Raw genomic sequence first — 17497 nt, forward strand, 5'->3', positions numbered from 1 at the left:
CAATTGAAACAGAATGACGGGTCCCGGTCCGAACGATGGCGAGCACGGCCGTGGCCGTGCTCGTGGGTCGGGCCGATGGCTGCCAGGGATCAGGCGCCCGGGTCGATCACTTCATCGGCGGAGAGGCCTTCTTCCTCGCCGACGGCATCGAGCTGTTCGAGGAAGTAGCCGCGGGCGGCTTCGCCATCCACCCCCTGGGCGCCGGCCGTTTCGAACCAGGCACCCGGCAGTTCTGTGGCCATCTGCTGGAAGCGCTCGACCTCCTCGTCCGGCAGTTCGATGAAGGTGTTGCCCTGTTGCTCGGCGAATTCGATGCCGCGCACGTCCACGACATCCATCATGTAGCCGAACAGCCGGGAGAGGCGCTCACCCGAGACCTCCTCGATCGCTGCTCGGTCCTCGTCGGAGAGCGACGCCCAGGTATCCGGGTTGATGACCAGGGAGAAGCTGCCGCGATAGAAGCCGCCTGGCATCTGCACCGTGTAGGGCAACACCTCGGCCAGGCGGAAGCTCTTGAGGCCCTCGAGGGTGAGCATGGCGCCGTCGATCACGCCCTGCGTCGCGGCCTCGTAGGTGCTGGCCGGCGGCAGGGCGACACCGGTCAGCTCCAGTGCGTTGGAGATGTCGGCCATGATCCCGCCGCCGATGCGCACGCGCTTGCCGTCCAGGTCATCGAGGCTGTCGATCGATTCATCGAGGAACAGCGACCCGGGGCCGTGCACGCCCAGACCGATGACCTCGACGCCGCGGTGCTCGCCGGCCTGGGCCAGGTATTCATTGTGGGTGCGCCAGTAGGCTACCGAGGCCGCTTCGGAGGAGAAGTCCTCGAAGGTGGGCAGCTCGGGCAGCTTGGTCAGTTCGAAGCGCCCGGGCATCAGGCCATGGAAGAGCCAGGTGACGTCGGCCACGCCGTCCGCGATCAACTCCATCTGGGCGTCGGGCGGGCCCATGTCGTGGACCACGTTGACGGTGACCCGCCCCTCGGTCGCCTCCTCCACCCAGCTGGCCCAGGTCGGCCAGACGATGGTGTTGACGCCGTGGTTGGGGCCCGCCCAGGTGCTGACCTGCAGCTCGGTGGCCGCAGCGCTCTGGAAGGCGCCAAGGGAAAGGGCGGTGAGTGTCGTCAGTGTCGCCAGTTTCTTCATTGTCGGTTTCCTTGGTTGTTATTGATGTCAGGGTTGGCGTGCGCAACAGGCTGTCCTGATGATCATCAGGATCATAGCGAGAGCACCAGACGCTTGCCCTTGGCGCGCGAACAGCAGGCCATCATCCGGTCGTTGGCATCGCGCTCGGCGCGGCTGAGCACCAGGTCGCGGTGATCGATGTCGCCCTCGGCCACCGCCACCTCGCAGGTACCACACAGGCCCTCACAGCAGTCGCTGGGCACATCCACACCGGCCGCCGTCAGTGCCTCGAGCAGGGTCTGGTCGTTGCTGACCCGTACCGTCAGGTCGGAGTCGGCGAGTCGTGCGTCGAAGGCATGTTCGTGCTCGGGATCGAGGATGCTGGAGCGGGCCGTGAAATGCTCGACATGCAGCGTGCCCTCGGGCCAGTCCACCGCCAGCGCCTCGAGCGCCTCCAGCATGCGCTCCGGGCCGCAGGCGTAGACCTGCTCGCCCTCGGATAGGCCGGCGAGCCCTCGCGGCAGGTCGAGGCGGCAGCCCTCGTCGCCGGCATGGAGGGTCAGCGCTGCCTCATGGTCACGTTCGACCCGGTCGAGAAAGGCCATGGTTCGCCGCCCGGCGCCGCAGTAGTGGAACGCATAGGGCTTGCCGAGCGCCTTGAGCCGATCGGCCATGGCCAGGATCGGCGTGATGCCGATACCGCCGGCAATCAGGGTATAGCGCGGCACGGCCTCGTCCAGAGGGAAGTGGTTCTTGGGACCGGCGATATGCAGCACGTCACCCGGCTCGAGGGTGTCGTGGAAATGCACCGAGCCCCCTCGCCCCTCGGGCTCGCGCAGGATGGCGATGGACAGGCGGCTGCGGTCACCGCACGTCCCGCACAGCGAGTAGCAGCGGCGCCATTCGCCCGACACCAGCTCGATATGGGAACCGGGGGACCAGTCGGGCAGCTCACGCCCATGGGGATCGACCAGGTCGACACGGATCACCGCCTCGGCCTCGCGCTCCACCTCGCTGACGACGACCCGGCGCAGGATGTCATCCTTGACCGGTGCCCCGATGCGGAAATGCGTGGGGTTTTCCAGCACCGAGGGAGTGCGCCGTTCGGGATTCTGCGCGGGATCCCATTCCACCCATAGCGACGTGGCGCCACGAAACGAGATATTGGGCAGGTACTCGAACGCCTGGTCCTCGACCAGCTGCATATGCGGCAGACGACGGACGAATTCATCGAGGATGACCCGCATTTCCATCCGGGCGATGTTCTTGCCCATGCACTGGTGCGCACCATAGCCGAAGGTGAGGTGCTCGGCCGCGTTGTGGCGGTAGATGTCGAACGCCTCGGGATTCTCCCAGTGGCGACGATCCTGGTTGGCCGACGCCTGCACGATCAGCAGTCTGCCGCCCTTCGGAATCTTCTCCCCACCGACTTCGGTGTCGTCGGTGGCGATGCGACGCCAGGCCACGACCGACCCGGCGACGCGCAGGCACTCCTCGATCGCGCTGGGAATCAGGGCAGGGTTCTCGCAGATGTCGTTCCAGGACTCGCGGTGCGACAGCAGGGTACGAAAGGCGTTGGTGGTGGCGAAAGCGGTGGTCTCATGGGCGGCCACCAGGATCGCCATCATCATCGAGCGCAGATAGCTCTCCGGGACGATGTCAGGATGCTCAGCGTGCATCCGGATCGAGTCATACATCCAGCCCTCGCCGGTCGGCTCGGCCAGCATGCGATCGAGGATCGCCTGTGCCGACTGCCAGAAGCGGCCGACGTCCTCGGCAATCTGCAATTGCTGTGCCGGGGAGGGGCGGCCCCAGGTATTGAGCGTGTGGGCGACCGAGAAGCGGCGAAGCTCCTGGGCATCCTCCTCGGGCACCCCCAGGAAGCGCAGTGCCACGGTCATGGGAATCTCTCGGAACATCTCGGCCACCAGATCGACGTGCCCCTTGTCGATAAAGCGGTCCATGTAGTCGCGCACCAACTCGCGCACCCATGCCTCGTGCTTCTCGAGGTGCTCGGGCAGGAAGGCCTCCATCAGCAGTCGGCGGCGTTCCATGTGGTCCGGCTCGTCCTCGTTGACCATGGTGCGGCGCATCGCATAGCCGTGACTCTCGAGGATCTTCATCGCCTCGGGAGGCGCCGGGGTGAGCTTTTCCAGGGCGATCGAGGGCGAGAAGAGGAGGTTGTCGCGGAACACCGCCTTCACGTCCTCATAGCGGCTCACGACCCAATAACCGAGCCTCGGGCTGTAGAACACCGGCTGCTGCTCGCGCGCCCAGCGCAGCGCCTCGGCAGGGTCGAGCTGATAGGGCGCATCGAAAGGATCGAAGGCGGCGGCCTCGGGCGATACCGGGCAGCCGGTGGGCGATACGGCGGCCTGGTGGAAGGGGCAGCCGGCCACGCCGGTTTCGGTCCGGTGGATTGCTGATGTCATGGGGCCTCCCGCGGGACTGTCGCCCGGCATCGTAGCGGTCATGAGTCGCGGATCTATTGTTACTTTTATCGCACAGGATGTATCGTTTATCGAACTTATGGCTGAACATAGGCAGTTCCGATGGGGACGTCAATCCCCGGGCGACTGCACTTTCTTGCCCCGCCACCCCCGACTCGAGGAATGTCGTTCGATGGCCACCACCCTGCAAACCCTGGATCGCGGCCTGCGCGCGCTCGAAATCGTCGCCGAGCATGCCGAGGGCGTCACCATCGCCGAACTCGCCGAGCAACTGGCGGTGCACCGCGCCATCGCCTATCGCATCGTCACCACCCTCGAGGGGCATGGGCTGATCACGCGGACCCGTGAGGGCCCGGTGCGCCTGGGGGCGGGCATCTCGCTGCTGGCCTCGCGCTTCGAGCCCCAGCTGCGCGGCGTGGCACAGCCCCTGCTGCAAAGGCTGGCGAGGGCCACCCGGGCCACGGCCTTCATCTCGGTCGCCCAGGGCGATGAGTGCGTGGTGATCATGGAAGCCGAGCCCGAGGAGGGGCTGCTGCGGGTCGGTTACCGGGTGGGCAGCCGCCACCCGCTGACACGAGGGGCGGCCGGCATCGCCATCCTGGCCGCTCGTCCCCCGCAGCCAGACGATGACGAGGCCGTACGCCAGGCGCGAACCGAGGGCTTCAGCCTGACCCGCGGTCAGCTGCAGCGCGGGGCCGTCGGCGTGGCCAGTGCCATCGCCTCGCCGCAGGTCCGGCCCGGCGTGGAGGCCTGTGTCGGCGTAGTCGCCATGGATGATCTGGACACCGACACGGCCATCCGCGAGGTGATGGACCATGCCGGCCAGCTCGCCGACCTGATCGGCCAGTAGCTTGAGGCGGGCGGCCCGTGAAGCCATCCCCTCGGGGGGGTACACTAGCCCCGTCCCCCAGCCACCAGCCGAGGCCTGTGATGAGTTCCCACCTGCTATCCATCGACTCCCTGTCCCGCGACGACATCGACCACCTGATGCGCGTCGCCGCGCGGATGGAGCCCATCGCAAGTCGGCGCAAGATCACCCGGGTACTGGAAGGGGCCGTGCTCGGCAACCTCTTCTTCGAGGCCAGCACCCGTACTCGGGTCAGCTTTCATGCCGCCTTCTGCCGGCTCGGCGGCAGCGTCTGCGACACCACCGGCTTCACCTTCTCGTCCATGGCCAAGGGCGAGTCGCTCTACGATACCAGCCGGGTGATGAGCGGCTATTGCGACGCCATCGTCATGCGCCACCCGGACCAGGGCTCGGTGGCCGAATTCGCCGCCGCGACGAAGGTGCCGGTGATCAACGCCGGCGACGGCCCCGGCGAGCATCCCAGCCAGGCGCTGCTGGACTTTTACACCATCGACAAGGAGTTCGCCCTGCAGGGCAAGGCGCTCAGGGACGCCCACGTGCTGATGACCGGCGACCTGAAGTATGGCCGCACGGTGCACTCGTTGATCAAGCTGCTGTCTCGCTACGCCCCGATGCGCGTCACCCTGGTGGCGCCGCCCGGCCTCGAGATGCCGAGCCACCTGATCGAGCGGGTCAGCCGCCAGGGGCTCAGCGTGGAGGTTCGCGAGAGCCTGGCCGGCGACTTCTCCGACGTGGACGTGGTCTACACCACCCGCATCCAGAAGGAGCGCTTCACCGCCGAGATGAGCGAGGGCTTCAACCTCTCCCGGGACTTCACCGTGGATCGCGCCTTCCTGGACAGCCGCTGCGGCCCCTCCACCATCGTCATGCACCCGCTGCCCCGCGACAGCCGCCCCGAGGCCAACGACCTGGACGTGGACCTCAACGGCGACCCGCGCCTGGCGATTTTCCGCCAGACCGACAACGGCATCCCGGTGCGCATGGCGATTTTCGCGACCCTGCTCGGGGTCGAGGCGCTCATCGACAGGGACCTGCGCGACGTGCCCTGGTTCGTGCCCGACCGCCTGGGCGTTGACGACGCCACCTTCTGAGCGGCCTGCAGGTCGCAACCGATCGCCTATGCTGGTGGGGAACGACAATCCGCGTCGCCGCACATGGCGACCAGGCCTGGAGGCGCAACACCGATGAACCTGAAGCGTGCGTACCTGTTGCTGTGTGGCTTCTACACCCTGTTGATCCTGATCGGCGTCATCGCCCTGCTGATGGGGGGAGGGTCGCTGCTCGCCATGATCCAGCTGGGCGTGGGAGCGGTGGTGGTGATCGGACTGTGGGGCTACTTCCTGGACAGGGGCTTCATGAACCCGCGGATGTGGCGCCCCCTGGCGGGACTGCTGGCGCTGGGCATCGTCGTGCAGATGGTCGCGGTGTTCACGGCGGATCTCTCCAGCGCGGCGCTGACCTGGACCCTCACGACCGCCATCTTCTCGGTGCTGCCGATGATCTTCCTGTATCGCTACGGCGACCGTGACCAGCCCCTCTGGGCCTCGCCCGAGGAGCGCGAGGGGGGCAAGGTGCTGGGGGAGCTGCTCGAGGGGCAGCCAGAGCTGATGGTCGAGAAACAGGCCGAGGACAGCCAGGCGACCGTCAGGGTGCGCAAGGCCGGTGATGGCTACCTGGCGAGCGTCGAGCGAGAGCGGGAAGGAGAGGTGGAGGCCTTCGAGGAGCGCTTCCGCTGCCCGGCGACCCTGGCGTTCTTCATCGAGAAGTTCACCTGCATCTCGGTGGGCGACTTCGCCACGAAATACCGTGCCGGCGACACCCGTCCGGCCTGATCAGCGCGGCGGCAGACCCTCGTGCCGGGCGAACCAGCCCTCCAGGATCAGCACCGCGGCGATGCCGTCGACGCCCTGTTCACGATAGTTGCCGCGGTGGCCGGCCTCCCGGGCGATCGACTTGGCCTCGCGGGTGGAGCCGCGCTCGTCGACCATCTCGCAGGGGATGCCGTAGCGGCCATAGAGACGCTTGCCGAACTTGCGCGCGCGGGTACTCATGACCGACTCGCTGCCGTCCATGTTGAGCGGCAGCCCCACCACGAAGAGGTCCGGGCGCCATTCGTCCACCAGCCGCGCCACCTGCGCCCAGTCGGGGATGCCGTCCCGGGCAGGCAAGGGCTCGAGCTCCCGGGCACTGGCGAGCAGCTCGTTGCCCACCGCCACGCCGATGCGCCGGGTGCCGAAGTCGAAGGCCAGGATCAGTCGCGAACCGGCTTCGGCCATCAGTCCGGCTCCGTCATCACGCGCCGCCCCCTCATCAGGAGTGGCCCGCCTCGCGGGTCATCAGGTTCAGGTCGATGCCCAGGATGCCCGCGGCGGCGCCCAGGCGCTGCTCGGGCGGCACCGTGAAGAGGATGTCGGCGCGCCCCTCCACCGTGAGCCAGGCATTCTCCTTGAGCTCGGCCTCCAGCTGGCCCGACTCCCAGCCGGCACAGCCCAGGCAGACCAGGAACTGCTCGGGCCCCTTGCCGTCCGCCAGGGCCTGGAGGATATCCATGGAGGTGGTCAGGGCGATATCGTCGGCGACCTGGATGCTGGAATCCCAGGAATCGCTGGACCCGCGATGCAGGATGAAGCCGCGATCCTTGTGGGTCGGGCCGCCATAGTAGACCGGCGCATCGCGATGGGGGCTCTCGTCGCCGCCCAGCTCGAGCTGCTCGAAGAGGGCGTCCAGGGTCAGCTCCAGGGGCCGGTTGACGATCACGCCCATGGTGCCGTTCTCGTCATGGTCGCAGAGGTAGCTGAGGCTGCCGGCGAAATTGGGGTCTTCCAGGTGCGGCATCGCCAGCAGGAAGTGGTTTTTCAAGCCGAAGTGTTGCACGGATTGCATGAGACTCCCCGGCGGACCTATTGCACGCCGTAATGATTGCCTTGGCCGAACCGCCAGACCCGGGTGATGGACAGGCTGTCCAGGGTGCCCATGCCCCGGTCGAAGGGGCGATAGGGGGCGGCACCGTGCACCGTGTCCAGGGCTGCCTGGTCGAGTTCGGCATGTCCCGAGGATTGTACCACCTCTGCCTGGCGAACCTGACCGTCGCGGCCGATCACCACCCGGATGCGCAGCTGCCCCTCCAGGTGACGCGGCGCCGGGTGCACCCGGTTGCCGTAATCCTCGACCCGGCGGGTCCAGTCGTCGATATAGCGTGCCTCGGCGGCCTGCTGGGCGGCCTGGCGCCCCTCCCCCGGCTGCTCGCCGGCGAACTCCGACGAGAGGCCCTGCTCGCGGATGCTGGAGGTGGCCTGGGCGAGCAGGTCGCGCCCCGAGGCGGAGGGGGCCGAGGCGGTGGGTGGCGCCGAGGTCTCGGCCGACTGGGGGGCACTGTCGCGAGGCACGGGCGTCGCCTGGGCCTCGCGGGGGCGCTCGGCCGCCGGGGGCTCGGGCGCCTCGCTTTCGGGCTCGGGGCGGGCGGCACTCTCCGGCTCTGCCGGGGTGGCCGGGTCCACCTCGGGTTCGGCCGCCTGCAGCTCGGGCAACTCGTCCATGGGCGCGGCCCTGGCCTCCGCCGGAGCCTGCTCCTGGGGCGAGCCGGCGGCGCGCTGGTCGGCCTCGGCGATGGCCGAAGCCTCCACGGCCTCCGGCGACGGCCGGCTCACCAGCACCACGTCGATGCTGGAGCGCTCGACGGGCGCCGGCGCGAATTGGCGACTGGCCACCACCCCGATGACCACCAGGTGCAGCAGCAGCGCCAGCGACCAGGCCAGCCAGTGCCGGTACGGCCGGGAGACCGGGGCATACTGGATGGGGTCGCTGAGGGGGCTGCTCGTCATGGGCCGTAGGCCTCCCGGATCAGCGCCGCTCGCCGAGACGGCGCTGGATGGCGTCCATCAGCTGGGCGGCGATATCGGTACCGCGCTGGTCGTCGATCTCGCGCACGCAGGTGGGGCTCGTGACGTTGATCTCGGTAATGTAGTCGCCGATCACGTCGAGGCCGACGAACATCAACCCCTTTTCGCGGATCGTCGGCTGGACCTGCTCGATCAGCCAGTGGTCGCGGGCGGTGAGCTCGCGACTGGTCCCCGTGCCGCCGGCGGCCAGATTGCCGCGGGTCTCGCCGGCCATGGGCACGCGGGCCAGGCCGTAGGGGATCGGCTCGCCGTCCACCAGCAGGATGCGGGTATCGCCCTCGCTGATCTCGGGGATGTAGCGCTGGGCCATGACCTGGCGCCTGCCGCGCTCGCTCAGCATCTCGATGATGGCGCCCAGGTTGCGGCCCTCGGGGCGGACATGAAAGATCCCGGTGCCGCCCATGCCGTCCAGCGGCTTGAAGATCACGTCGCCGTGCTCGGCGTGGAAGTCGCGCAGCACGGCCTCGTTGCAGGAGACCAGGGTCGGGGTGCAGCACTGGGGGAACTGCTGGGCGAAGAGCTTCTCGTTGCACTCCAGCAGCGCCTGGGTGGGGTTGACCACCAGCACGCCCTCGCGCTCGGCGAAGCCCAGCAGGTAGACGGCGTTGAGGAAGTAGCCATCGACGGGCGGGTCCTTGCGCATCAGGATCACGTCGAGTTCGGCCAGGGGCCCCACCTCCGGCTCGCCCAGGTCGAACCAGTGCCCGGGGTCGCGGTGCACCTCCAGCGCGCGCATCCGGCCGAAGGCACGTCCCTCGCGCAGGAAGAGGTCCTCCTGCTCCAGGTAGTGCAGCGACCAGCCGCGGTCCCTGGCGGCCCACAGCATGGCCAGGCTGGTGTCCTTCTTGTAGGTGAGGTCGGCGATGGGATCCATCACCACGCCGATCTTCAGCGCGCGTTCGTTCATGGGGTCGGGATTCCGGTCCGGGGAGTGGGTCCGGTCAGTATGCCGCAGGGCCGGCAGGCGCACCAAGTTGCCAGGCCTGCACTAACCGGTTACTCCCCGCCCGGCACCAGGCGGATCCCGCCAGGCTCCAGGGTGATCTGCTGGTGCTTGTAGAGCCGGCCGATGGCCTGCTTGAAGGCGCTCTTGCTCACCCCCAGCCGCGCCTTGATCTCCGCCGGGTCGCTCTTGTCGCCCAGCGGCAGGTAGCCGCCGCTCTCGCGCAGGGCCTTGAGCACCTGCTCGCCCACCACGTCGAGCCGCGCTTCGCCCGGCGGCAGCAGCGAGAGGTCCAGCCGACCGTCGTCACGCAGGCGCTTCACGTAGCCGGTGAGACGCTGGCCGCGGCGCAGCGGGCGGTTGATGTCGTCACGGTAGAGCAGGCCCCAGAAGCGGTGGTTCACCACGGCCTTGACCCCCAGGTCGGTCGCCTCGGCGATCACCAGTGACACCGCATCACCTGCTTGCAGGCCCACGGCCTCGTCGGCGATGAAGCGCTCGAGCTTCTGGGAGGCCACCGGCCGGCCCTGCTGGTCTTCGTAGATCATCACCAGCACCCGCTTGCCCACGCTGGGACGGAAGCGCTGCTCGCCATAGGGCAGCAGCAGGTCGCGGGGGTGGCCCCAGTCGAGGAAGGCCCCGGTGTCGTTGACGGTAACCACCTCGAGGTAGGCCACCTCTCCGACGGCCGCCCTGGGGGCACAATAGTTGCGCGTGCCGGCGGAGCGAGGCGAGGTGGATGGGCGGCGGTCTCGGGAGTCGGGCATGGGGGAGCTCCGGTGAGGAGAGGCACAAGGCGCCGGGGATGCGTTGGCGCTCACAGGTCGCCGAAGCGGGATTGCAGCAGCGACAGCGCCACCACCGGCGTGGTCTCGGTGCGCAGGATGCGCGGGCCGAGGGAGAGGGGGACGAAGCCGCCGGCCAGGGCCGCCTCGACCTCGGCCTCGGACAGTCCACCCTCCGGGCCGATCAGCAGGGCGGCGCTGGCAGGCGCTTCCCGTTGTTCCAGGGCCCCGGTGGTGCCGGGATGCAGCACCAGGCGCAGCGCTTCGTCGCGGCCGGCCAGCCAGTCGGCCAGGCCGGCGGGGGGGTGCACGGGCGGCAGGGTCGCGCGACCGCACTGCTCGCAGGCGCTGGCCGCCACGGCCTGCCAGTGGGCGAGCTTCTTCGCCTCGCGCTCGCCCCGGAGGCGCACGTCGCCATGCTCGGTGTAGAGCGGGGTGATCGCGGCGACGCCGAGCTCCACCGCCTTCTGGATGGCGTAGTCCATGCGATCGCCCTTGGAGATCGCCTGCCCCAGGTGCACCGCGAGCGGCGACTCGCCGGTGCCCGGGGCCACGGCCTCGATGCGCACCACCACCCGCTTGCGGGAGGCCTCGACGATCACCGCCCTGGCCTCCCGGCCGGCGCCGTCGAAGAGCCGCAGAGGCGCGCCCTCGGTAAGGCGCAGCACTCGTGCCACGTGGCGGGCCGGTCCCTCGGGCAGAACCACGTCGCCGCCGACCACAAGGTCGGCGGCAACGTGGATGCGCGGGGCCTTCACTCGCGGGGCATTCACTGACACGGGCCGGTCACGCTTACTGGGTCGCCTGCTCGCCCGACGGCTGGGCCTGTTCGGCCTGACGCTTCTTCTTCTGGGCGTAGATCGCCTCGAAGTTGACCGGCGCCAGCATCAGCGGCGGGAAGCCGCCCCGATTGACCAGATTGTCGATGCACTCCCGGGCATAGGGGAAGAGCATGTTGGGACAGAAGGCGCCCAGGGTGTGGTCGAGCTGCTGCCCCTCGATGCCGCTGATACGGAACAGGCCGGCCTGCTCGATCTCGGCCAGGAAGGAGGTGGTGCCTTCCTCGCTGTGGGTGACCTGGGCGGTGACCTTGATGACCACCTCGTACAGGCCTTCCCCGACCTGGCGGCTGGTGGTGTTCAGGTCCAGACCGACCTTGGGCTTGAACGGCTGCTGGAAGACCGTCGGCGAGTTGGGGGCCTCGAAGGAGATGTCCTTGACGTAGATGCGCTGCAGGGCGAACTGCAGTTGGGGCTTGTCCTGCTGGCCGGCCGCCTGGCCATTGGGGCCGGCGTTCTGGTTGTTCTCTTCCGCCATGGGAAAGGTCCTTTGATTCGGTGAATGCGTGTCGATGATGCGTCGCGGCCTGATGGGCGCTATTTCTTGACGACCGGCAGGCCATCGGCCTGCCACTGGGCCATGCCGCCCTTGAGCTTGAGCACCCGCTCGAAGCCTGCCTTGGTCAGCTTGGCCTGGGCGACGCCGGCGCTCTGGCCATGCTTGCAGGCCACGATGATCGGCTTGCCCTTGAACTTCTCGAGTTCACGCATGCGCTCATCGAGCTTGCTCTGGGGGATGTTGCGCGCGCCGGCGATGTGGCCCGCCTTGAACTCGCCGGCCTCGCGAAGGTCGAGCACCACGGCGTCCTCGCGATTGACCAGCTGGGTCGCCTCGCCGGAGGTCACGCCACCGCTGCTGCTGTTGCGGACCTCGTAGGCGATCCAGGCGGTCAACACCAGCAGGAAGGCCCCCACCAGCAGAGGGTGATTCTGCACGAATTCGAACAGCTGATCGATCATGGGTTCGGCTAACTCTTGTCTCGGATGCACGGTGAACGGGGCCGGCTCGTCGCGGCGGCGCCCAGTATACACAAAGCCACGGCAGGCCGGGGGCCGCTCAAATGACGTCTGGCGGTGCCCTGCGATATGATGCCGCAAGCAGATGCAAGTCGCGACCCCGGTGACCGCCCGCGCGCCTGCCGGGGCTGACAAGGACAAAGAGGCCCTCCCCATGACCGAACCCCGCACCCCTACCCCGCGTCCGGTGGCGCTGATCATCCTCGACGGCTATGGCTACAACGAGGAAGCCAGGGACAACGCCGTGCTCGCCGCCCGCACCCCGGTGATGGATCGCCTGTGGCAGGAGCAGCCGCACACCCTGATCCATACCGACGGCCGCCACGTTGGCCTGCCGGATGGCCAGATGGGCAACTCCGAGGTCGGCCACATGAACCTGGGCGCCGGGCGCATCGTCTACCAGGACTTCACGCGCATCACCAAGGCCGTCGAGGACGGCGACCTGGACACCATCGAGGTGCTGACGGCGCCGATCGATGCCGCCGTGGCTGAGGGCAAGGCGGTGCACCTGCTGGGCCTGCTCTCGCCAGGCGGCGTGCACAGCCACGAGGACCACTTCCTGGCGATGGCCGAGCTGGCCGCCCGCCGCGGCGCGCGGCGGATCTACGTCCACGCCTTCCTCGACGGCCGCGACATGCCGCCCAAGAGCGCCATGGCGTCGCTGGAACGCACCAACGCGCGCCTCGCCGAGCTGGTGGGCCCCGAGAACGGCTTCGTGGCCTCGATCATCGGCCGCTACTACGCCATGGACCGGGACAACCGCTGGGATCGCGTGGAGAAGGCCTACCGCCTGATCACCGAGGGCGAGGGCGAGTTCGAGGCGATCGGGGCCGAGGAGGGGCTGCGCCGGGCCTACGAGCGCGACGAGACCGACGAGTTCGTCACCGCCACCAGCATCCGCCCGAGCGGCGCGCCGGTGGCCCTGGCCGAGGGCGATGCCGCCATCTTCATGAACTTCCGTGCCGACCGCGCCCGGGAGCTGACCCGCGCCTTCGTCGAGGCGGGCTTCAGCGGCTTCGAGCGCCGCGTGCGACCCAGGCTCGCCGCCGACGGCCTGGTGATGCTGACCCAGTATGCTGCCGATATCCCTGCGCCGGCGGCCTTTCCGCCGGCGGAACTCGTCAACACCCTGGGCGAGGTGATGGAGAAGCGCGACCTCACCCAACTGCGCATCGCCGAGACCGAGAAGTATGCCCACGTCACCTTCTTCTTCTCCGGCGGCCGCGAGGAGGAGTACCGGGGCGAGACCCGGGTGCTGATACCCTCCCCCCAGGAGGTGAAGACCTACGACGAGAAGCCCGAGATGAGCGCCGCGGAAGTCACCGACCGGCTGGTGGAGGCGATCGATGCCGGCACGTTCGACCTGATCGTCTGCAACTACGCCAACGGTGACATGGTCGGTCACACCGGCGACTTCGACGCCGCCGTCCGGGCCATCGAGGCGGTGGACGCCTGCGTCGGCCGGGTGGTGGAGGCGATCCGGCGCGCCTGCGGCGCCTGCCTGGTCACCGCCGACCACGGCAACGCCGAGCAGATGGTCCACCCCGAGACCGGAGCGCCCCAAACCGCCCACACCACCTTCGAGGTGCCGCTGATCTATGTCGGCGAGCGTCCGGTGCGGCTCGCGGACGACGGCAGCCTGTGCGACATCGCCCCGACCCTGCTGACGATGATGGACCAGCCGATCCCCGAGGAGATGACCGGCCGGGTGCTGATCGAGCGCGACTGAGCCGGGCGGGGAGGCCAGGGGATGGCGAGAGGCGTCACAACGCTCGGCGCATGGCTGCCGGGACTGGCGATGGTGCTGGGCCTGGCGTCGCCGCTTGCCGCCCAGCCCTCCGAACGTGAGGCACAGGCGCGCCTCGATGCCCTTGGCGAGGAGCTCAGGGAGGCCTCCGCGCAGCTCTCCACCACCCGGGAGGCCCGGGACGAGGCCAGCGAGGCCCTGCGCGAGGTGGAGACCGCCCTCGCCGAGACCCACCGCCACCTCGATGACCTGCAGGCCGAGCGACGCGCGCTCGGCGACGAGATCGCCTCCCTCGAGGCGCGACGCGAGCAGCTGGCCGCCGAGCGCGCCCAGCAAGTCGAGGCCCTGTCGGCCCAGCTCGATGCCCTCTATCGCCTCGGCCGCACCCCCCAGCTCAAGCTGCTGCTCAACCAGGACGACCCGGCGCGACTCGACCGCCTTCAGCACTATCTCAACCGCCTGGCCCGGGCACGCAACGAGCGCCTCGACGAGCTGGAAAGGCTCGATGCCGAACTGGCAGACAATCGCCGGGCACTGGATGAGCGTGGCGAGCGCCTCGAGGCCGTCGCCACGGAGCTTGCCGCACGCAGCGCCACCCTGGCCGAGCAGATGTCGGAACGTGCTGCCCTGGTGGCCAGGCTAGACGAGCGCTTCGCCAGCGAACAGGCACGCCTGGCGACGCTCGCCCAGGACCGGGCCCATGCCGAGCGCACCCTGCGCGAGGTGCAGGAGCAGCTGGCGCGCCTGGAGCGGCCACCGCCCTCCACGGCCATCGAACAGACCCGGGGCGAGCTGCCATGGCCGGTGCAGGGCAGCATCGCCTCGGCCTTTCATGAGGGGGAGGGCGTCCACCTCAACGGCCTGTTGATCCAGGCTGCCGCGGGCACCCCGGTCAAAGCCGTGCATGCGGGGCGAGTGGTGTTCGCCGACTGGATGCGCGGCTTCGGCAACCTGCTGATCGTCGATCACGGCGACCAGGTAATGACCCTGCATGCCCACCTGCAGCACTTCGAGGTACCGGTGGGGGCAGCCGTCACCCGTGGCGACTCCCTGGGCGCGGTGGGCGACAGCGGCGGTCAACAGCGGCCGGGGCTCTACTTCGAGGTACGCCGCAACGGCGACCCCATCGACCCGCGGCGCTGGATCGCCCGCCAGCCGTGAGCCCCGGCTATTCCATAGACGCCCGGCCACGGGCTATGCTGGGCTGCCACCTCCGGAACCGCGAGAATCTGCATGTCCCTACGTCCCGCCGCTCTGCCCACCGTGACGCGCCGCCTGGTGTCGGCACTGCTGTCGGCCGCCCTGCTGGCGCTCGCTCCCCTGCCTGCCACCGCACAGGGCCAGAGCCCGGAGGATGACCTGCCGGTCGCCGAGATCCAGGCCTTCGCCGAGGTGTTCGAGCGCATCAAGCGCGCCTACGTCGAGGAGGTCGAGGATGCCGACCTGCTGCGCAACGCCATGCGCGGCATGCTCAGCGAGCTCGATCCCCACTCCGCCTACCTGGACAGCGAGGAGTTCGAGAGCCTGCGCGAGTCCACCCAGGGAGAGTTCGGCGGCGTGGGCATCGAGGTGGGCCTGGAGGATGGCCAGCTGACGGTGATCACCCCCATCGACGACACGCCGGCCTCACGAGCCGGCCTGCAGTCCCGGGACAAGATCCTGCGCATCGACGATACGCCCACCGACCGGCTCTCGCTGCAGGAGGCGGTCAACCTGATGCGCGGCGACCCCGGCACCGAGATCCGGCTGACCATCCTGCGCCAGGGCGAGAGCGCCCCCCAGGAGGTCACCCTGACCCGCGAGGTCATCCGCACCGAGAGCGTCAAGAGCGAGCTTCTTGAGGAGGGCTACGGCTACCTGCGGGTCAGCCAGTTCCAGACCCGCACCGGCGAGCAGGTCGGCAGCACCATCCGTCGCCTGGAACGCGACGGGCCGCTCAAGGGCCTGGTGCTCGACCTGCGCAACAACCCCGGCGGGGTGCTGCAGGCCGCGGTGGACGTGGCCGACGCCTTCCTCGACGAGGGACTGATCGTCTACACCGAGGGGCGCCTGCCGGACAGCGAGATGCGCTTCTCGGCCGGTCGCGAGACGGCGGCGGCCGACGTGCCGCTGGTGGTGCTGATCAATGGCGGCAGCGCCTCGGCGGCGGAGATCGTCGCCGGCGCCCTGCAGGACCAGCGCCGCGGCGTGGTGATGGGTACCGAGAGCTTCGGCAAGGGCTCGGTGCAACAGATCATGCCGCTGGGCAACGGCGAGGGGCTTAAGCTGACCACGGCGCTCTACTTCACCCCCGACGGCCGCTCGATCCAGGCCCAGGGCATCGAGCCCGACGTGGAGGTGATCCGTGGCCGCCTGGAGGTGGCCGAGGGCAGTGGCCTGAACGTGCGCGAATCGGACCTGGAGGGCCACCTGCGCTCCCAGGACGAGCAGCGCACCCGCAGCGAGATGAGCGAGCGCTTGCGCGAGGACTACCAGCTCGGCGAGGCCCTCAACCTGCTCAAGGCCCTCGACGTGCTCAGCCAGCGTCGCGGCGGCTGAGGGCGCGACAGGCGCGAGGCAGGCGCCCGCGATGCCCCGTCGCCTGCTGCATCAGCAGCCGCTTGAGCGGCCCGAACCGGTCGACGCCGGAGAGCCCCAGGTTACGCGCCAGGGTGAGCGCCGGGTGGCGCGCCCCGAACAGCAGCCGGAAGCCGTCCATCAGCGCCAGCATGGCGGCATTGTCGCCACGCCGGCGCCGGGCGTAGCGCCCCAGCAGCACGGCATCGCCTGGTGACAGCCCCCGTCGCCGGCCCGTGACCAGTTCCTCGGCGAGCACCGCCGCATCCATCAGCCCCAGGTTCACCCCCTGGCCTGCCAGCGGATGGATGCTGTGCGCCGCATCCCCCACCAGGGCGAAGCCCGGCAGCACGTAGCGCTCGGCATGTCGCTGGGTGAGCGGCACCGCCAGCGACCGGTCGGTCACCGTCACCTCGCCCAACCGGTGCTCGATGGCGACCGCCATCTCGACGCCCAGCGCCTCCCGGGACAGGGCCAGCAGACGCTCGGCCTCCTGCGGGCTGGTGGACCAGACGATGGAGCAGTGATGGTCGCCGCCCTCTATGTGCAGCGGCAGGAAGGCCAGTGGCCCCGTCGGGAGAAAGACCTGGCGCGCCACGCCGCCATGGGCGAGGCGCGTACGCACCGTGGTGACCACCGCCACCTGGCCGGTGTCGCGGGAGCAGACGCCGATGCCGGCCATCGCCCGCAGCGGTGACCGGGCCCCGTCGGCGGCCACCACCAGGGAGGCCGTCAGCCGGCGGCCATCCTCCAGCAGCACCGTCCGCCCGGCGTCGTCAGCCTCGAGACCGGCCACGCGAGCGCCGAAGCGCGCCTGGACGCTCGGCAACTCGGCCAGGCACGCCTCGAGCGCCGCCAGGGTGACGTCGTTCTCGACGATATGCCCCAGCACCGGCACCCCGGCCTGGGACGCGGAGAAGTTCACCTCGCCGCTGCCCTCGCCGTCCCAGACCTGCATGAAGCGATAGGGACTCACCCGGCGCGAGGCCATCCACGCCCAGGCACCCAGTCCCCTCAGCAGCTGTTGCGATACCGGCGTCAGGGCACTGACCCGCATGGAGGGCGGCCCCTTGCCCACGGCGTCGCGGTCGAGCGGCGCCTCGCGGGCATCCAGCAACGCCACCTCAAGCCCGGCCCGGCCCAGCAGGCAGGCCAGGGCCGTGCCCACCATGCCGCCGCCGACGATGATTACCTCGAACGGCGCCGAGGCGCGTCCCTGTCCTGTGCTCATGAACTCTGCTCCTCGTGACGGCCCCGATGACCATGCTG

17 protein-coding genes are annotated in these 17497 nt (G+C 69.3%); 6 read left to right on the forward strand and 11 right to left on the reverse strand.

Going from position 1 to position 17497, the window contains the following annotated elements; genetic code table 11:
* Positions 1-89: 89 nt before the first annotated feature.
* Entirely contained in the window at positions 90-1145 is a 1056-nt protein-coding gene (locus QLQ83_RS01825) for a TRAP transporter substrate-binding protein (RefSeq protein WP_282733871.1), read from the reverse strand.
* A 71-nt stretch (positions 1146-1216) separates the two neighbouring features.
* Positions 1217-3556, reverse strand: coding sequence for a cytochrome P450/oxidoreductase (locus QLQ83_RS01830; protein WP_282733872.1), 2340 nt, complete (start codon positions 3554-3556; stop codon positions 1217-1219).
* A 190-nt stretch (positions 3557-3746) separates the two neighbouring features.
* Between QLQ83_RS01830 and QLQ83_RS01835 the strand changes: the two genes are divergently transcribed.
* From QLQ83_RS01835 to QLQ83_RS01845, 3 genes are all read left to right on the forward strand, one after another.
* The gene (locus QLQ83_RS01835; protein ID WP_282733873.1) at positions 3747-4424 is read left to right on the forward strand and encodes an IclR family transcriptional regulator; all 678 of its coding nucleotides are present in this window, start codon (positions 3747-3749) and stop codon (positions 4422-4424) included.
* Positions 4425-4504: 80 nt separating this feature from the next.
* Positions 4505-5533 (forward strand): aspartate carbamoyltransferase, encoded by a 1029-nt coding sequence (gene pyrB, locus QLQ83_RS01840; protein ID WP_282733874.1) that lies wholly within the window; start codon positions 4505-4507, stop codon positions 5531-5533.
* Between the two features lie 93 nt (positions 5534-5626).
* Complete coding sequence (locus QLQ83_RS01845) at positions 5627-6274, forward strand: hypothetical protein (RefSeq protein WP_282733875.1); 648 nt, start codon at positions 5627-5629, stop codon at positions 6272-6274.
* Here the strand turns inward: QLQ83_RS01845 and ruvX are convergent, their stop codons facing one another.
* From ruvX to QLQ83_RS01885, 8 genes are all read right to left on the reverse strand, one after another.
* Complete coding sequence (gene ruvX / locus QLQ83_RS01850; protein ID WP_282733876.1) at positions 6275-6718, reverse strand: Holliday junction resolvase RuvX; 444 nt, start codon at positions 6716-6718, stop codon at positions 6275-6277.
* A 34-nt stretch (positions 6719-6752) separates the two neighbouring features.
* On the reverse strand, positions 6753-7325 hold the full coding sequence (locus QLQ83_RS01855) for a YqgE/AlgH family protein (RefSeq protein ID WP_282733877.1): 573 nt from the start codon (positions 7323-7325) through the stop codon (positions 6753-6755).
* 17 nt (positions 7326-7342) lie between these two features.
* Positions 7343-8263, reverse strand: coding sequence for a TonB family protein (locus QLQ83_RS01860; RefSeq protein ID WP_282733878.1), 921 nt, complete (start codon positions 8261-8263; stop codon positions 7343-7345).
* A gap of 19 nt (positions 8264-8282) precedes the next feature.
* Complete coding sequence (gshB, locus tag QLQ83_RS01865) at positions 8283-9248, reverse strand: glutathione synthase (protein ID WP_282733879.1); 966 nt, start codon at positions 9246-9248, stop codon at positions 8283-8285.
* An 89-nt stretch (positions 9249-9337) separates the two neighbouring features.
* Positions 9338-10051, reverse strand: coding sequence for a CvfB family protein (locus QLQ83_RS01870; protein ID WP_282733880.1), 714 nt, complete (start codon positions 10049-10051; stop codon positions 9338-9340).
* A 50-nt stretch (positions 10052-10101) separates the two neighbouring features.
* Positions 10102-10848 carry a 16S rRNA (uracil(1498)-N(3))-methyltransferase gene (locus QLQ83_RS01875; RefSeq protein ID WP_282733881.1) on the reverse strand — a complete coding sequence of 249 codons (747 nt, stop codon included), beginning with the start codon at positions 10846-10848 and terminating at the stop codon, positions 10102-10104.
* A gap of 13 nt (positions 10849-10861) precedes the next feature.
* A complete protein-coding gene (secB, locus tag QLQ83_RS01880; RefSeq protein ID WP_282733882.1) occupies positions 10862-11386 on the reverse strand; it encodes a protein-export chaperone SecB in 525 nt (174 codons plus the stop codon).
* 59 nt (positions 11387-11445) lie between these two features.
* Positions 11446-11868 carry a rhodanese-like domain-containing protein gene (locus tag QLQ83_RS01885; protein WP_282733883.1) on the reverse strand — a complete coding sequence of 141 codons (423 nt, stop codon included), beginning with the start codon at positions 11866-11868 and terminating at the stop codon, positions 11446-11448.
* A gap of 211 nt (positions 11869-12079) precedes the next feature.
* On the opposite strand from QLQ83_RS01885, the gene gpmI reads away from it, so the two are divergent.
* The 3 genes from gpmI (at position 12080) to QLQ83_RS01900 (ending at position 16210) form a co-directional block, all read left to right on the forward strand.
* Positions 12080-13654, forward strand: a complete 1575-nt coding sequence (gene gpmI / locus QLQ83_RS01890; protein ID WP_282733884.1) for a 2,3-bisphosphoglycerate-independent phosphoglycerate mutase — start codon at positions 12080-12082, stop codon at positions 13652-13654.
* 21 nt (positions 13655-13675) lie between these two features.
* Positions 13676-14833, forward strand: a complete 1158-nt coding sequence (locus QLQ83_RS01895; RefSeq protein ID WP_282733885.1) for a murein hydrolase activator EnvC family protein — start codon at positions 13676-13678, stop codon at positions 14831-14833.
* Between the two features lie 72 nt (positions 14834-14905).
* Complete coding sequence (locus tag QLQ83_RS01900) at positions 14906-16210, forward strand: S41 family peptidase (RefSeq protein WP_282733886.1); 1305 nt, start codon at positions 14906-14908, stop codon at positions 16208-16210.
* Here the strand turns inward: QLQ83_RS01900 and QLQ83_RS01905 are convergent.
* On the reverse strand, positions 16188-17459 hold the full coding sequence (locus tag QLQ83_RS01905) for a UbiH/UbiF/VisC/COQ6 family ubiquinone biosynthesis hydroxylase (protein ID WP_282733887.1): 1272 nt from the start codon (positions 17457-17459) through the stop codon (positions 16188-16190). The genes QLQ83_RS01900 and QLQ83_RS01905 overlap by 23 nt on opposite strands.
* Positions 17460-17497: the final 38 nt, after the last annotated feature.

Source organism: Halomonas rhizosphaerae (assembly GCF_030010555.1).
Taxonomy (GTDB): domain Bacteria; phylum Pseudomonadota; class Gammaproteobacteria; order Pseudomonadales; family Halomonadaceae; genus Halomonas; species Halomonas rhizosphaerae.

What these genes read in the sequence shown, in the direction of transcription:
- QLQ83_RS01825 (WP_282733871.1), bottom strand. Translation starts at nt 1,145, where the DNA reads ATGAAGAAACTGGCGACACTGACGACACTCACCGCCCTTTCCCTTGGC.
- QLQ83_RS01830 (WP_282733872.1), bottom strand. Translation starts at nt 3,556, where the DNA reads ATGACATCAGCAATCCACCGGACCGAAACCGGCGTGGCCGGCTGCCCC.
- QLQ83_RS01835 (WP_282733873.1), top strand. Translation starts at nt 3,747, where the DNA reads ATGGCCACCACCCTGCAAACCCTGGATCGCGGCCTGCGCGCGCTCGAA.
- pyrB (WP_282733874.1), top strand. Translation starts at nt 4,505, where the DNA reads ATGAGTTCCCACCTGCTATCCATCGACTCCCTGTCCCGCGACGACATC.
- QLQ83_RS01845 (WP_282733875.1), top strand. Translation starts at nt 5,627, where the DNA reads ATGAACCTGAAGCGTGCGTACCTGTTGCTGTGTGGCTTCTACACCCTG.
- ruvX (WP_282733876.1), bottom strand. Translation starts at nt 6,718, where the DNA reads ATGGCCGAAGCCGGTTCGCGACTGATCCTGGCCTTCGACTTCGGCACC.
- QLQ83_RS01855 (WP_282733877.1), bottom strand. Translation starts at nt 7,325, where the DNA reads ATGCAATCCGTGCAACACTTCGGCTTGAAAAACCACTTCCTGCTGGCG.
- QLQ83_RS01860 (WP_282733878.1), bottom strand. Translation starts at nt 8,263, where the DNA reads ATGACGAGCAGCCCCCTCAGCGACCCCATCCAGTATGCCCCGGTCTCC.
- gshB (WP_282733879.1), bottom strand. Translation starts at nt 9,248, where the DNA reads ATGAACGAACGCGCGCTGAAGATCGGCGTGGTGATGGATCCCATCGCC.
- QLQ83_RS01870 (WP_282733880.1), bottom strand. Translation starts at nt 10,051, where the DNA reads ATGCCCGACTCCCGAGACCGCCGCCCATCCACCTCGCCTCGCTCCGCC.
- secB (WP_282733882.1), bottom strand. Translation starts at nt 11,386, where the DNA reads ATGGCGGAAGAGAACAACCAGAACGCCGGCCCCAATGGCCAGGCGGCC.
- QLQ83_RS01885 (WP_282733883.1), bottom strand. Translation starts at nt 11,868, where the DNA reads ATGATCGATCAGCTGTTCGAATTCGTGCAGAATCACCCTCTGCTGGTG.
- gpmI (WP_282733884.1), top strand. Translation starts at nt 12,080, where the DNA reads ATGACCGAACCCCGCACCCCTACCCCGCGTCCGGTGGCGCTGATCATC.
- QLQ83_RS01895 (WP_282733885.1), top strand. Translation starts at nt 13,676, where the DNA reads ATGGCGAGAGGCGTCACAACGCTCGGCGCATGGCTGCCGGGACTGGCG.
- QLQ83_RS01900 (WP_282733886.1), top strand. Translation starts at nt 14,906, where the DNA reads ATGTCCCTACGTCCCGCCGCTCTGCCCACCGTGACGCGCCGCCTGGTG.
- QLQ83_RS01905 (WP_282733887.1), bottom strand. Translation starts at nt 17,459, where the DNA reads ATGAGCACAGGACAGGGACGCGCCTCGGCGCCGTTCGAGGTAATCATC.